This window comes from Cellulomonas sp. P2_F12 (assembly GCF_056403775.1).
In genome coordinates this window covers 777,724-791,035 of record NZ_JBFUEV010000001.1, presented here as the reverse complement: position 1 = coordinate 791,035, position 13,312 = coordinate 777,724, and the positions used below count along the sequence as shown (strand labels likewise).

Sequence of the window (13,312 nt, the reverse complement as noted above, 5' to 3'; positions counted from 1 at the left end):
CCCACCGCCGACTCAGCCGGCGCGACGCGCCTTGGCGACCAGGGCGATCGAGGCGGCCGCGCCGACGACGCTCGCACCGGCTGCGACCCAGAAGATGAGGGAGTACGCGAGCGCCGGGTCCGCAGCCGAGGCCATGCCCGCCGTCAGGAGTGCCGTCACGACCGGTGCCGCGGCTGCCGAGCCGATCGTCCGGACGACGCCGTTCAGGCCGGTGGCGGCGCCGGTCTCGTTCGCCGGTGACCAGGTGACGACCAGCTGGGCGCAGATGGCATAGCCGATGCCGTTGCCGAGGCCGAGGACCGCGAAGCCCACGATGACGATCCACGGCGTGGTCGGCCACAGCGCCAGGACGACCGAGCCGATGCCCATCACGGCCGCCGCCACGACGGCCGTGCCGCCGCCGCTCAGCCGCGAGACCAGAACCGGCGTGAGCCGGCCGCCCAGGAAGACCAGGATCGCGCTCGGCAGCAGGGCCAGCGCCGAGACGGTCACGCTCATGCCGTACCCGTAGCCCGTGCTCGTGGGGGCCTGCATGAGCAGGGGCAGGGCCACGTAGCAGACGTAGGGGACGAAGCCGACGACGACGGTCAGCAGGCTCAGGATCGCGATGGGCCCGTGGCGGAAGGTCCGCACGTCCACCACCGGAGCGGCGGTGCGCAGCTCGACGAGCACGAGGGTGACGAGCAGGAGGACGCCGGCCGCGCCGACGCCGACGGTCAACGGCGACGTCCAGCCCCACACCCGGCCCTGCGAGACCGCGAGCAGCACGCCGACCAGACCACCCGCGAGCAGCAGGATGCCCGGCCAGTCGGTCGACCGGGGTGCGCTCGCCGCGGCGCCGCGGGGCACCCACACGACCACCATCGCCACCGCGACCAGGATCAGGGCCGCGCCGATGACGAAGATCCACCGCCACGACAGGGCGTCGACGACGACCCCGCCGACCACGAGGGCGAGACCGGCACCGAGCCCGATCATGCCCGGGATCCAGCCGAAGGCCGCCGCGAGCCGCGGCCCGGTCAGCCGGGACCGGGTGAGCGCGAGGGCGAGCGGGAACGTCGCGGTGCTCACGCCCTGCACGACCCGCGCCGCGAGCAGCACGCCCAGGCTCGGCGCGGCGGCAGCGGCGAGGGTCGCGGCGGCGAAGACGAGCATCGCCGTCAGCATGACCCGGCGGTGGCCGAACCGGTCACCGAGGTTGCCGACCACCGGTGAGAACACGGCACCGGCCAGCAGGAACGCGGTGAGGATCCAGCCCGTACCGAGGCTGCTCGCGCCGAGGTCGTGCCCGATGGTCGGCAGAGCGGGCACCACGAGCGTCTGCATGAGCGAGAACGCGAACACCGCCGCGCTGAGCGCGAACGTGAACAGGCCGGGCCGGCGCAGTCCGGGGGAGCCGGGCACTCCTCGGTCCGCACTGGTTCCGGGGGCGCCGAGGGTGCTCGGCGCGGCGGCCTCCGTCATGGTGATCGCGGGGGGCATGGGTGGTGCTCGCTCTCTGCCTTGCTGGGTGATTGGAACGGAACGGAACTTCCGTTCCACCTTATCACCCTCCTACACTGGGCCCATGCCGGATCCCAGCGCCCCCGACCGCCGCCTGCCGGGCCGGCAGGAAGAAGCCCGGTCGAACGACTCGGCGGTGCTCGCGGCGGCGCGCGAGGTGTTCTCCGCCCGAGGGCACGACGCGTCGATGGCCGAGATCGCCCGTCACGCGGGCGTCGGCGTCGGATCGATCTACCGTCGGTACCCGACCAAGGAGGCGCTGGTCGAGGCGCTGCGCGTGAACGCTGTGACCGAGGCGGCCGGACTTGCTCGCGAGGTCGGGGCCGCCCCGGACGGCGGGCCTTCCGATGCGGCACCTCGTGGCGCCGTGGCCACGTTCCTCGCCCGGCAGATCACCGGCGCCACGGGTCCGATCCTGCAGCCCCCGGGCGCGGGCAACCCGATCTCGGCGGAGCTCGCCGAGGCGTCCGAGGAGCTGCGCGCGAACCTCGAGCGGCTGGTCGCGCGCGACCAGGCCGACGGTCTGCTGCCCCCGGGGTTCACGACGGCCGACGTGATGCAGCTCCTCCTGCACCTGCGCCCGGCGCTCCCGTTCCCCCGGGCGCACGCGGACGCGCTCCACCTCCGCTACCTCGAGCTCGCCGTGCGCGGGCTCCACGAGCAGGCGCGCGCCGGCATCGCGCTCGGCGAGGGGCCCGAGTGGGACGAGTGGATGGGTTCCTGGCAGGACTGACCGTTCCGGTTCGTCGGGTCATCTGTACAGGGAACGCACAGTCGGGCCATAGTCAGATGTCCAGTTTGTCGGGCTTGTCGGGCGACGGTGCCCAGCGGGACACCCACCGACTGAGCGAAAGGTTCCTGGAGATGCGTCTGCGTACTCTCGGGGCAGCCGCGGCGACAGCAGGGTTGCTGGTCGCCGGGTCGATCCCCGCCTCCGCGCACGGGCAGGACGACTGGGGTCGTCATGGTGTGGACGACCTGTCGTCGTCCTGGCATCCCGGTCACGGCCACAACAAGCCACCGGTCCTGAGGTCGACGACGACCGTCGCCGAGCACCTGACCGGCCCGCTGACGTTCGACGTCAACCCGTGGGGCAGCCTCGTCGTCGGCCAGGTGTCACCCTCCCCGGACGTCCCGAGCCTCCTGTCCTCCGTCAAGCCCGGGCAGGCACCGACGACCCTGGTCGAGGAGCCCCTCGGCACGGACCTCGCCGCGGTGTCGTCCCTGCTCGGGTCCACGACGTTCGCCACCCGCGTCGGTGACTTCGAGTCGGTCTCGTCCTCGCTGCTGATGCGCCGCTCCCCGAACGGGACCGTCACCCAGGTCGCCGACCTGCTGGCCTACGAGCAGGCGAACAACCCCGATGCGGTCAACACGTACGGCTTCGAGGGGCTCACGCCCGAGTGCCTGGCGATGGTGCCGCCGTTCCTGGCGCCCGCGCCCGGCGGCGTCGACTCGCACGGGTACGGCTCCCTGATGCTGCCCGGCATCACCTACGTCGCCGACGCGGGCGGCAACGACGTCCTGTCGGTCGACCGGCACGGCACCGTGCGCACGGTCGCCGTCCTGCCGCCGGCCGCCTTCGTCGCGACCGCCGAGGCCGCCGCGGGGATCGGCCTGCCCGACTGCGTGGTCGGGGCGACCGTCAACCTCGAGCCGGTGGCGACGGATGTCGAGCTCGGCCCCGACGGGTGGCTGTACGTCACGTCGCTGCCCGGCGGCCCCGAGGACGGCAGCCTGGGCAACCTCGGCTCGGTGTACAAGGTCAACCCCCGCACCGGAGCGGTCAAGCTCCTGGCCACGGGTCTGGCCGGGGCGACCGGCGTGGCCGTCTCGCCGGACGGCACCGTGTTCGTCGCCGAGCTGTACGCGAACCAGGTCTCGACCGTCAGCCGCAACGGGACGGTCACCCCGCTGGGGGCGTTCACGCAGCCGGCCGGTATCGAGTGGCAGAACGGACGCCTGTACATCTCGACGAACGTCTTCGGTGACGGGTCGATCGTCGCGGCGAAGGTCCGCTGAGCCGCGCCCGTCGGGCGGCGCCCGGTACCGGAGGGGTGCCGGGCGCTGCCTGACGGCGCTGACCATGTGAGGTAGTTCCACGGCTGCGTCGGTGCGGTCCGATCGCCACGATGGAGTGCATGCAGCGAACCCGTGACCCCGCCCTCGCCCCGATCTGGCAGGGCACCCCGGACCTGGACGAGGCGAACGCGATGGGCGCGGCGTCGGCCATCGGCCACCTCGGCATCGAGCTCACCGAGCTCGGCGCCGACCACCTGAGCGGACGGATGCCGGTCGACAGCCGGACCCGTCAGCCGTTCGGGATCCTGCACGGTGGCGCGTCGGTGCTGCTGGCCGAGACCCTGGTCAGCTGCGCCGCCACGTTCGTCGCCGCGCCCGGCACCGCGTGCGTCGGCATGGAGATCAACGCCAACCACCTGCGACCGGTCCGCTCCGGCTGGGTCACGGGCACGGCCCGCCCGGTCGCTCTGGGCCGTCGCACCCAGGTCTGGGAGGTCCGGATCGTGGACGACGACGGCAGGCTCGCGTGCATCGCCCGGTGCACGATGGCGGTGATCGACGCGGGGTGACGACGTCGTCCCGCGCGGGCCGACGAGCGGCGTTCGTGCTGTTCACTGGTCTCGTGGCTGTGCGGGAGCAGCGCTGGGGGACGGCGCACCTCGAGGGTGGCGGGAAGGTGGCCTTCGCGCTGACCGGCAGCGGTCCGCTGCTGCTGGAGGTGCCGGGCTGGTTGAGCCACCTCGAGCTCGGCTGGTCGATCCCGTCCGAGCGCATGGTCCACCAGGCGCTGTCGTCCGGCCGGACGCTCGTGCGCTACGACCGCCCGGGCTGCGGCCTGTCCGATCCCTACGAGGGGGCTCGGACGATGGCGCTGGAGCTGGCCACGATCCGGGCCGTGCTCGAGGCCCTCGGCGCGGCGGACGTCGACCTGTTCGGCTGGTCGCTGGGGGCGCCGGTGGCGGCCTTGTGGGCGTCGGAACGGCCCGAGACGGTGTCGAGGCTCGTCCTCTACGGCGGCTGGGCCGCGGGTGCCGCCCTCGGGGACGAGGACAGCCGGCGGCACGTCCTCGGTCTGCTCGCGACCCACTGGGGGCTCGGATCGGACCTGCTCACCGACATCTTCGCTCCCGACGCGGATGCGGGGACCCGTCGGGCGCTTGCCCGCTACCAGCGGGCCGCCTCCTCGGCCGAGACGGCGGTCGCGCTCCTCGGCCTGGCGTACGACCTGGACGTGCGGCCCGCGCTGCCGCGGATCTCGGCGCCGACGCTCGTGCTGCACCGGCGGGGGGACCGCGCCGTCCCGGTGGCCGAGGGCCGGGCGCTGGCCGACGCGATCCCGGGCGCTCGGCTGGTGGAGCTCGAGGGCCGGTCGCACCTCCCGGCCTCGGGCGACGCGCAGGCGCTGGTCGAGGAGCTGCGCCGCTTCCTGGGTCTGCCCCGGCTGCGACGGGCCGTGCCGACGGGGCTCACCCCTCGCCAGACGGAGGTCGCGGCCCTCGTCGCCGACGGCCTCACCAACCGCGAGCTGGCCGAGCGCCTCGGGATCACGGAGCGGTCGGCCGAGTCGCACGTGGAGCGCATCCGGCTGCGTCTCGGGTTCCGGTCGCGTGCGCAGGTCGCTGCCTGGTACGTCGCGAGCGAGCCGGTCAAGTGAGGTAGTTCCACGGCTGTGCCGAGCCGGCGGGTCCCCGAGCATCGGTCCATGACCCGCAACCCCCTGTTCATGGCCCTGTCCGCCGCCGCGTGGGCGGGGTTCGTCGTCGTCACTCTGTGGACCGTCGCGTTCCTCGCCGACGTCGTCGTCTCGCCGACCGTCGACGGACCGCCGCCTACATCCGCTGCGGTCGCGGTCATGATCGACCTGACGCTCCTGCTCCTGTTCGCCGTGCAGCACTCGATGATGGCGCGGCCCCAGGTCAAGGCGCTGCTGCGCCGACGGGTCCCGGCGGCGCTGGAACGCACGTCGTACGTCCTCGCCACCGACGTGTGCCTCGTGCTGCTGCTGGCGCTGTGGCAGCCCTGGGGCGGCCCGGTGTGGCACGTCGACGGTCCTGCGAGCATCGCCCTGTGGGCTCTCTGCGCCGCCGGCTGGCTCCTGGCCATCGCGGCGACGTTCGCGGTCGACCACCTGGAGCTCACCGGGCTCCGGCAGGCCGGCTGGGCCTCGACGCGGGACGCTGCCGGGACGAGAGGGCTGAAGGTCGACGGACTGCACGCCGTGGTGCGGCACCCGCTGATGACCGGACTGCTGCTGGCCTTCTGGGCGACCCCGCACATGGGTGCGTCGCACCTTCTGTTCGCCGTGACCATGAGCGCCTACATCGGCATCGGGATCAGGTTCGAGGAGCGGGACCTGCGTCGCGCGTTCGGTCGCGACTACGACGCCTACGCCGCCCGCGTGCCGGCCCTGGTGCCCGGGCTGCGACGTCGGACGAGGCCGTCGGACCGCACGCCGATCGCCGTCGGCGGGCACGAGAAAGGCCCCCGTCAACGCATGCGCTGATCAGGGGCCCGTCTGCTGGCTCCCTCGACTGGACTCGAACCAGTAACCGTCCGATTAACAGTCGGATGCTCTGCCAATTGAGCTACGAGGGATCGTGCGGGAAGAAACTCTAGCAGCCGTTCGGGGGTGCCCCGGACGCTCAGCGGGGGAGTCCGACGGCGTCGCGGACCTCGTCCTCGGCGGCGTCGACGACGGCCGCGACGGCGGGGTCGGACAGGTCGATGGACGCATCGCCGAGGACCTGCGTGAACAGCTCGCCGACCTCGTCGCGGCGCAGGACGACCCGCGCCCGGTGGCCGCCGGGGAGTGTGACGGACACCGCATGGACGACCGACTGCTGCACCCGCTCGCGGAAGGTCTGGGAGAACGCGAACGACCCGGGTACCTCGGCGAAGGTCAGGCGCTCGGTGTCGCCCCACACCCAGCGCAGGGTCATCGTGCGGGTCGCGGGGTCGAGCGAGCCATGGTCGACATCGGACCACGGGTGCCGCACCACGGACCCGTCGGCACCCAGCAGGTGCAGGGCCCGTCGGGTCGCGACGGCCCAGCGGTCCTCCGTGAGCTCGGTGCTCACGAGGATCGCGTCGCCGGGGCGCAGGTCGAGCCGGGTGCGGGCGGCGGCCGGGAGACGGCGACGGGAGAACAGGGCCACCGGGTCACGGTACCCGGGGGTCACGTCCGCCCCGATTCACCCGTCAGAGGGACGAAACGGGGCAAGGTGTATCAGATTGCCCGCCGGAGGATCCTGGAGGACAGGCGCGGTCGCCCCGACCGCGTCTGCGGGGCGCGACGGATCGAGAGAGGCACGCCATGAAAGCTACGTATCGGGTGCTCGCCTACCTGGTGGCAGCCGGAGTCTTCGTCCAGGCGGGCGCCATCGCGCTCGGCTGGTTCACCACCATCCACGAGCTCGACGACGGAGCCGTCATCGACTCGAACTACGAGGGCAACATCGGGCACTCGATCCACGGCACGGTCGGGACGATGGTGATCCCGATCCTCGCGATCGCCCTGCTCATCGTCTCGTTCTTCGCCAAGTTCACCGGCGCGGTGCGGTACGCCCTCATCATCTTCGGGCTGGTCGCGCTGCAGATCACGCTCGCGTTCGTCGCGTTCGGCGCGCCCGCGGTCGGTGCCCTGCACGGTCTGAACGCCCTGGTCCTGCTCGGGGTGAGCATCACCGCGGCCTCACGGGTGCCCAGGGGCGCGACGGCGACCGCGAGCACCGACGCGGCCCCGGCGACCGCCTGACCGATGACCGAGCGGGAGGCGTTGGGTCGGCGACGTCGGATCGTGGCGGCCGTGGCCGCCTCGGTCCTCGTCCTCGGCCCGCTCGCCTGGTTCTGGTGGACCAGCCTGGTGCCGGCGAACGCGTCCGTCATGGAGATGGGGTACCCCGACGCGGGTGGCGGCCCGACGGCGTCGGCGAGCCCCCATGACCACGGGACCGTCGACGGGCCGACCGTGAGCGTCTCCTCGCTCACCGGCCCGTCGACGGGCACCCCCGACGTCGACGTGACGCTCACCGCCGAGTCGGGACGTGTCCAGGTCGGCGGCGGCCGGTCCATCGAGGGGTTCACGCTCAACGGCTCCTCGCCCGGACCGACGATCGAGGCCGTCGTCGGCGACCTCGTGCAGGTCACGCTGGTCAACAAGTCGGTCCCTGACGGCACCACGCTGCACTGGCACGGGGTCGACGTCCCGAACGCCGAGGACGGCGTCGCCGGCGTCACGCAGGACGCGGTCCCCGTCGGCGGCTCGCACGTCTACCGGTTCGTCGTGCAGGACGCGGGGACGTTCTGGTACCACTCGCACCAGGTCTCGCACGCGCAGGTGCGCGGCGGGCTCTTCGGTGTGCTCGTGGTGCACCCCGCGACCGGCGACGACGACGCCGACGTGGTCGCGGCCGTGCACACCTACGCGTCGACGCCCACCATCGACGGGTCCGCCGACGACCTGCGTGCCGACGCCGCGGCCGGCGATCGCGTCCGGGTCCGGGTGGTCAACACCGGGTCGGGCGTCCTGCGCGCGTGGGTCCCCGGCGCCGAGTTCCGGCTGCTCGCCGTCGACGGTCGGGAGGTGCACGAGCCCGGCGCGGTGAGCGGGCAGGCCGTCGTGCTCGGCGGCGGGGGACGGGGCGACCTGGAGGTGACCGTGCCGTCCGACGGCTCGTCGGTGCGCGTGCGGCTCGGCTCGCAGTCGGTCGTCGTCGGACCCTCGGACGACGCCGCCGACGGCGACGACCCGCGTGCGGCGCTCGACCTGCTCACCTACGGCACGCCCACCGACGTCGGCTTCGACCCTCGCGCCGCCGACCGGCACTTCACCTACGCGATCGGCCGGCGGCCGGGGTTCGTCGACGGTCGGCCCGGCCTGCAGTGGACGATCAACGGGCACACCTACCCGAACGTCCCGATGTTCATGGTGAGCGAGGGCGACGTCGTGCGCATGACGCTGCGCAACGCCTCCGGCCAGCCGCACCCCATGCACCTGCACGGGCACCACCTGCTGGTGCTGTCGCGGGACGGGCAGCCGTCCACGGGGAGCCCGTGGTGGACGGACTCGCTCGAGATGTCGTCGGGGGAGACGTACGAGGTCGCGTTCGTCGCCGACAACCCCGGCGTCTGGATGGACCACTGCCACAACCTCCCGCACGCGCAGGAGGGGCTCGTGGCGCACCTGGCGTACACGGGCGTGACCGACCCGTACGTGCTGGGCGGCGGGGCCGACAACGCACCCGAGTGAGCCTCGGTAGGGTGTGCGGTGCCTCGGGGCAGTAGCTCAGCCGGTCAGAGCAGCGGACTCATAATCCGTGGGTCGTGGGTTCAAGCCCCACCTGCCCCACCGATCAGCCCACGGGCGCCAGCTCGGGGACGGCCGGCGCCGGAGCCGGCGTCTCCGCCTTCGCGGGCAGGTACCGCTGCCGGATGCGTCGCTGCATCGGCAGCTCGAGGAACCGGTGGCTCAGTGCGCCGACGCCGATCACGAGCAGCACGTACGCGACGAAGAACTTCCGCGATGCGTAGTTGAGGTCGATGGGCAGCAGCTGGTCCGCCAGCTCGATCCCCAGCTGGACGGGGAAGTGCAGGAGGTACACGGAGAAGGAGATCGCGCCGAGGTACACCAGCGGGCGGATCGAGAAGAGGGCTCCGAGCGGCTTGATGGTGAGGACGGCCAGGACCGTCAGCGGGAACACGCCGAGCAGGTAGACGCTGTGCCAGTCGCCGAGCGCCTCCTGCCCGAACACCACGCCGACGCCGATGATCGCGGCCAGAGCGGCGCCGACGCCCCAGGCGAGCGTCGTGGTGCGGTTCGCGCGCCGTGCGGCGGTGTAGAGCTCGAAGGCCAGGCAGCCGACGAAGAAGCCGATCAGCGCGCGCGACGTCTGGCCGTTCAGCAGCGGCCCGTCGATCTGCGAGGTCCGCACGGCGAGGGCACCGACCGCGACGAGGGCGAAGCCGAACAGGTACGCCGTGCGGTTGCGCAGGGCGAACAGGATCGCGAAGAAGACCAGGTACGCCATGATCTCGACAGCGACGGACCACGACGGGGCGTTGAACGAGTAGTCGGTCCCCAGCCAGCCGTTCTGGATGAACAGCACGTTGAGGATGACGTGGTAGACGTCGTTCGACTGGTAGACGAAGAACGATCCCTGCGTCAGGTGCCGCACGCTCTGCAGGACCGCGACCAGGGCGAGCGTGACCAGCTGAAGCGGGTAGAGGCGGCTGAGCCGGAGGGTCGCGAAGGTGCCGAACGCGATGCTCCGGTCGAGGATCCGCTGCTTGTAGACGTGGCAGAAGATGAACCCCGAGAGCACGAAGAACAGGTCCACAAGGCTCTCGCCGTAGTGGTAGAGCCAGTACGCCTTGGCCGCGAACGGGTAGCTGGCCGGTGCGAAGTGCTGGTAGTGCCAGAAGATGGCGACGCCGAGCGCGGCGATCCCACGCAGGCCGTCGAGGGCCGACAGTCGCTTCTCGTTCACAGGGCACTCCAGGCGTGGCGGCGATCCGTCGTGCAGGGCGCCGACGGGCGGACGGTAGCCGGGGCCGGCCCCCCGAGTCCATCCGGCCCGCCGCGCTCCGGTCGCACGACCGCCTGGCTCCTGCCACGATCTCTGCTTCGGTCCGACGAAGGAGCAGACGTGGTGGCGACGAGCGCAACGGCGAGCGCGGAGCGGTCCTGGGAGCTGGCGGCACGGGCGGGGTACGCGGTGAGCGGCGTGCTGCACGTGCTCATCGGCCTGCTGGCCCTGCGGGTCGCCTTCGGCAACGGGACGCAGCAGGCCGACCAGTCGGGTGCCCTGGGCGCGATCGCGAGCACCCCGTTCGGCGGGGTCGTCCTGTGGTTCTCGGTCCTGGCGTTCCTCGCGCTCGGCGCCTGGCAGGTGGCGAAGGCGTTCCACGGTGGCTCGCCGACCTCGTCGGGCTCCGGCGCCACCGGTGCGGGGGACCGGGCGAAGGCGATCGGCCGCGCGGTGGTCTACCTCGCGCTCGCGTTCGCGGCCCTCAGCTTCGCGCGCGGCGGTGGGACGTCCAGCTCGCAGCAGACCGCCGACCTGACGGCGAAGCTGATGGGTGCGCCCGGTGGTCGGATCCTGGTCGCCGCCGTGGGGGTCGCGATCGTCGCCGTCGGCGGTTACCACGTCTACAAGGGGTGGACCAAGAAGTTCCTCGAGGACCTCCACCGCCTGCCCTCCGGCGTCGCCGGGCCTGCGGTCCGGCGCCTCGGCGTGGCGGGGTACGTGCTCAAGGGGGTCGCGCTCGCGATCGTCGGAGTGCTCTTCGTCACTGCCGCCGCGCAGGCCGACCCGTCGAAGGCGACGGGCCTCGACGGAGCCCTGCACACCCTCCGGGACCAGCCCGCGGGGGTCGCCCTGCTGGTCATCGTCGCCCTCGGGTTTGTCGCCTACGGCATCTACTCGTTCGTCCGCGCCCGGTATGGCCGGATATAAATCACCCGTTTGCGCGCGAAACGTGCGGCGGCGCTTGTTGCACAGTTGTCCAGTTTCGGGCATAGTTCCCTTCGTCAGCGACAACGGCAAACCCGCCGCAAGGCGGGGACGCAAAGCCACGGGGCCCACAGGGCCAGCCGAGCTACCGAACGACAGGAGAACGATCATGGCTGTCACCACCACCGAGGCACCCCTCTCGCAGGGCGCTCTGCTCACGCCGGGCGAGGTTGCCGTGCTCTTCCGCGTCGACCCGAAGACGGTCACGCGCTGGGCCCAGGCCGGCAAGCTCTCGGCCGTCCGTACCCTGGGCGGCCACCGCCGCTTCCACGAGTCCGAGGTGCGTCAGCTCCTCACCGGCGTGCCCCAGCAGCGCGCGGCGGAGTGACCTCGCTCCTCAGCTAGTCACGAGAAGGCCCCTCCCGATGACGGGCAGGGGCCTTTCTCATGCTCAGGGGTCAGGTCAGGGGTCAGTCAGGTCAGGCGTCACGGACGATCGGGCAGGTCATGCAGTGGCCGCCGCCCCGCCCGCGGCCCAGCTCGGCCCCGCGGATCTCGATGACCTCGATCCCCGCGGCCCGGAGGAGGGCGTTCGTCGTGGTGTTCCGGTCGTACGTGAACACGACGCCCGGTTCGACCGCGACCGCGTTGTTGCCGCTGTCCCACTGCTGCCGCTCGGACGCGTAGGCATCCCCACCGGTCTCGATGACCCGCAGCTCCGGCAGGTCGAGCGAGCGGGCGACGACGTCGACGAACCGCGCGGTGCCCTCGTCGGTGATGTGCACCTGCCCGCGGTCGGCCGGTCGCAGGGTGAACGCGTGGATCTCGTCGACGATCTTCGGGTAGAGCGTCACCACGTCCCGGTCCGCGAACGTGAACACGGTGTCCAGGTGCATCGCCGAGCGCAGCCGGGGCATCCCCGCGACGACGACGCGCTCGGCCGCCCCCTGCGCGAACAGCGCGGCCGCGAGCTGGGTGATCCCCTGGCGGGACGTGCGTTCGCTCATGCCGACCAGGACGGTGCCGTGGCCGACGGGCATCACGTCGCCACCCTCGATCGTCGCGCGGCCCCAGTGGCGCTCCGGGTCGCCCCACAGGACGGTCGAGCCGGCGAAGTCGGGGTGGAACCGGTAGACGGCCTTCATCAGCAGCGTCTCGTCGCGCCGGGCCGGGAAGTAGAGCGGGTTGAGCGTGACGCCGCCCGACAGCCAGCACGTCGTGTCGCGCGTGTAGAGGGTGTTGGGCAGCGGGGGCATGACGTACTCGCGGGCGTCCGGGGAGTACTCGGCGAGCGCGAAGTGCCCGTCGTCGAACCCGCCGGTCACGTCGTTCGTCGCCAGACCTCCGATGAGGAACTCGGCGAGCCGGTGGGGCTCCAGGCGTTCGAGGAACTCCCGGGCGTCGTCGACCAGCTCCAGGCCGACGTCGTCGGGCACGATCTTGCGGTCCAGCAGCCAGTCCCGCGCGCCCGGCACGGTCATCGTCCGGGCCAGGACCTCGTGGAGCTCCAGCACCTCGACGCCGCGGGCCTGCAGCTCCGCGACGAACGCCCGGTGGTCGCGGATCGCGTTCTCCACCCACAGCACGTCGTCGAACAGCAGGTCGGCCGCGTTGGTCGGCGTCAGGCGCCGGTGCGCGAGGCCGGGCTCGCAGACGAGGACCTTGCGCAGGCGGCCGACCTCGGAGTGGACGCCGTTCGCGGGTGGGTCGGTCGGCATCGCGGATCCTCCAGCTGACGTCGGGGCGACCTCGCTCGACCCTAGCCCCGGGTCCGCGGTGGGGCTCAGTGCAGCGTGCCCAGCACCGCGGCGCGGACCTCGTCGAGGGAGCGGTCCGGCTGGAAGACCAGCCACTCGAGGCCGGCCAGCAGCGTCGCGCCGAACAGGGCCGCGGCCGTCAGCGAGGCGTCCCGCTCGGGCCAGGTCTCGGCGACGACGGTCGCGAACGTCCCCATCGACTCGTCGCGCACCAGGCGGATCGAGTCCTGCCAGCTGCGGCCCGTGCGGAACGTCTCGGCGACCATGAGCTTGGCGAAGTCCGGGTGCGCCCGGACCTGGCCGAGCAGCTCGGTGACCAGCGCCTCGAGCGCGTCGCGGCCGTGCAGGCCGTCCGCGGCGCCGCGCAGGGCGGCGGTGAGGCGCGTGACGCCCTCGGTGATGATCGCCTCGAACAGCCCGGACTTGGAGCCGAAGTTGTAGAACACGCTGCCCTTGGCGACGCCCGCCGCGGAGGCGATGTCGTCGACGGACGTGGCCGTGAAGCCGCGGTCCGCGACGAGCGCGAGCGCCGCCTCGACGATGTGCTCCCTGGTGGCCGACGTGCGCATGGGCGTCAGC

The 13,312-nt window shown here is 72.4% G+C and carries 14 protein-coding genes, 2 tRNA genes and 1 riboswitch; of the genes, 10 read left to right on the top strand and 6 right to left on the bottom strand.

Annotated features, from left to right (window positions below; all coding sequences use genetic code 11):
• Positions 1-12 precede the first annotated feature (12 nt).
• The gene (locus AC1DWH_RS03690; protein ID WP_477092516.1) at positions 13-1,482 is read right to left on the bottom strand and encodes an MFS transporter; all 1,470 of its coding nucleotides are present in this window, start codon (positions 1,480-1,482) and stop codon (positions 13-15) included.
• Between the two features lie 85 nt (positions 1,483-1,567).
• Here AC1DWH_RS03690 and AC1DWH_RS03685 point away from each other — a divergent pair, with 85 nt between their 5' ends.
• From AC1DWH_RS03685 to AC1DWH_RS03665, 5 genes are all read left to right on the top strand, one after another.
• A complete protein-coding gene (locus AC1DWH_RS03685; protein WP_477092515.1) occupies positions 1,568-2,236 on the top strand; it encodes a TetR/AcrR family transcriptional regulator in 669 nt (222 codons plus the stop codon).
• Positions 2,237-2,367: 131 nt separating this feature from the next.
• Positions 2,368-3,525 (top strand): ScyD/ScyE family protein, encoded by a 1,158-nt coding sequence (locus tag AC1DWH_RS03680; RefSeq protein ID WP_477092514.1) that lies wholly within the window; start codon positions 2,368-2,370, stop codon positions 3,523-3,525.
• 119 nt (positions 3,526-3,644) lie between these two features.
• On the top strand, positions 3,645-4,094 hold the full coding sequence (locus tag AC1DWH_RS03675; protein ID WP_477092513.1) for a hotdog fold thioesterase: 450 nt from the start codon (positions 3,645-3,647) through the stop codon (positions 4,092-4,094).
• Positions 4,091-5,179: an alpha/beta fold hydrolase gene (locus AC1DWH_RS03670; RefSeq protein ID WP_477092512.1), complete on the top strand. Its 1,089-nt coding sequence runs from the start codon at positions 4,091-4,093 to the stop codon at positions 5,177-5,179. The genes AC1DWH_RS03675 and AC1DWH_RS03670 overlap by 4 nt, the downstream gene beginning before the upstream one ends.
• Before the next feature lie 48 nt (positions 5,180-5,227).
• Positions 5,228-6,028, top strand: a complete 801-nt coding sequence (locus tag AC1DWH_RS03665; RefSeq protein ID WP_477092511.1) for a methyltransferase family protein — start codon at positions 5,228-5,230, stop codon at positions 6,026-6,028.
• 16 nt (positions 6,029-6,044) lie between these two features.
• Here the strand turns inward: AC1DWH_RS03665 and AC1DWH_RS03660 are convergent.
• Together AC1DWH_RS03660 and AC1DWH_RS03655 are read right to left on the bottom strand one after the other, a co-directional pair.
• Positions 6,045-6,120 (bottom strand) — tRNA-Asn (locus AC1DWH_RS03660).
• 47 nt (positions 6,121-6,167) lie between these two features.
• Positions 6,168-6,680: a hypothetical protein gene (locus AC1DWH_RS03655; RefSeq protein WP_477092510.1), complete on the bottom strand. Its 513-nt coding sequence runs from the start codon at positions 6,678-6,680 to the stop codon at positions 6,168-6,170.
• A 158-nt stretch (positions 6,681-6,838) separates the two neighbouring features.
• Here AC1DWH_RS03655 and AC1DWH_RS03650 point away from each other — a divergent pair, with 158 nt between their 5' ends.
• From AC1DWH_RS03650 to AC1DWH_RS03640, 3 genes are all read left to right on the top strand, one after another.
• Positions 6,839-7,279, top strand: coding sequence for a hypothetical protein (locus AC1DWH_RS03650; protein ID WP_477092509.1), 441 nt, complete (start codon positions 6,839-6,841; stop codon positions 7,277-7,279).
• Between the two features lie 51 nt (positions 7,280-7,330).
• Complete coding sequence (locus AC1DWH_RS03645) at positions 7,331-8,773, top strand: multicopper oxidase family protein (RefSeq protein ID WP_477092508.1); 1,443 nt, start codon at positions 7,331-7,333, stop codon at positions 8,771-8,773.
• A 25-nt stretch (positions 8,774-8,798) separates the two neighbouring features.
• Positions 8,799-8,872 (top strand) — tRNA-Ile (locus AC1DWH_RS03640).
• Between the two features lie 4 nt (positions 8,873-8,876).
• Here AC1DWH_RS03640 and AC1DWH_RS03635 read toward each other — a convergent pair.
• Complete coding sequence (locus AC1DWH_RS03635) at positions 8,877-10,010, bottom strand: acyltransferase family protein (protein ID WP_477092507.1); 1,134 nt, start codon at positions 10,008-10,010, stop codon at positions 8,877-8,879.
• A 162-nt stretch (positions 10,011-10,172) separates the two neighbouring features.
• Here AC1DWH_RS03635 and AC1DWH_RS03630 point away from each other — a divergent pair, with 162 nt between their 5' ends.
• Complete coding sequence (locus tag AC1DWH_RS03630) at positions 10,173-10,979, top strand: DUF1206 domain-containing protein (RefSeq protein ID WP_477092506.1); 807 nt, start codon at positions 10,173-10,175, stop codon at positions 10,977-10,979.
• 75 nt (positions 10,980-11,054) lie between these two features.
• A riboswitch (cyclic di-GMP riboswitch) is annotated at positions 11,055-11,129 on the top strand.
• A gap of 16 nt (positions 11,130-11,145) precedes the next feature.
• Positions 11,146-11,364, top strand: a complete 219-nt coding sequence (locus tag AC1DWH_RS03625; RefSeq protein ID WP_456846142.1) for a BldC family transcriptional regulator — start codon at positions 11,146-11,148, stop codon at positions 11,362-11,364.
• A 91-nt stretch (positions 11,365-11,455) separates the two neighbouring features.
• On the opposite strand, the gene AC1DWH_RS03620 is transcribed toward AC1DWH_RS03625, so the two are convergent.
• The gene (locus AC1DWH_RS03620; RefSeq protein ID WP_477092505.1) at positions 11,456-12,694 is read right to left on the bottom strand and encodes an arginine deiminase; all 1,239 of its coding nucleotides are present in this window, start codon (positions 12,692-12,694) and stop codon (positions 11,456-11,458) included.
• Positions 12,695-12,759: 65 nt separating this feature from the next.
• Positions 12,760-13,302, bottom strand: a complete 543-nt coding sequence (locus AC1DWH_RS03615) for a TetR/AcrR family transcriptional regulator (RefSeq protein WP_477092504.1) — start codon at positions 13,300-13,302, stop codon at positions 12,760-12,762.
• Positions 13,303-13,312 lie beyond the last annotated feature (10 nt).

What these genes read in the sequence shown, in the direction of transcription:
- AC1DWH_RS03690 (WP_477092516.1), bottom strand. Translation starts at nt 1,482, where the DNA reads ATGCCCCCCGCGATCACCATGACGGAGGCCGCCGCGCCGAGCACCCTC.
- AC1DWH_RS03685 (WP_477092515.1), top strand. Translation starts at nt 1,568, where the DNA reads ATGCCGGATCCCAGCGCCCCCGACCGCCGCCTGCCGGGCCGGCAGGAA.
- AC1DWH_RS03675 (WP_477092513.1), top strand. Translation starts at nt 3,645, where the DNA reads ATGCAGCGAACCCGTGACCCCGCCCTCGCCCCGATCTGGCAGGGCACC.
- AC1DWH_RS03615 (WP_477092504.1), bottom strand. Translation starts at nt 13,302, where the DNA reads ATGCGCACGTCGGCCACCAGGGAGCACATCGTCGAGGCGGCGCTCGCG.
- AC1DWH_RS03625 (WP_456846142.1), top strand. Translation starts at nt 11,146, where the DNA reads ATGGCTGTCACCACCACCGAGGCACCCCTCTCGCAGGGCGCTCTGCTC.
- AC1DWH_RS03620 (WP_477092505.1), bottom strand. Translation starts at nt 12,694, where the DNA reads ATGCCGACCGACCCACCCGCGAACGGCGTCCACTCCGAGGTCGGCCGC.
- AC1DWH_RS03680 (WP_477092514.1), top strand. Translation starts at nt 2,368, where the DNA reads ATGCGTCTGCGTACTCTCGGGGCAGCCGCGGCGACAGCAGGGTTGCTG.
- AC1DWH_RS03665 (WP_477092511.1), top strand. Translation starts at nt 5,228, where the DNA reads ATGACCCGCAACCCCCTGTTCATGGCCCTGTCCGCCGCCGCGTGGGCG.
- AC1DWH_RS03650 (WP_477092509.1), top strand. Translation starts at nt 6,839, where the DNA reads ATGAAAGCTACGTATCGGGTGCTCGCCTACCTGGTGGCAGCCGGAGTC.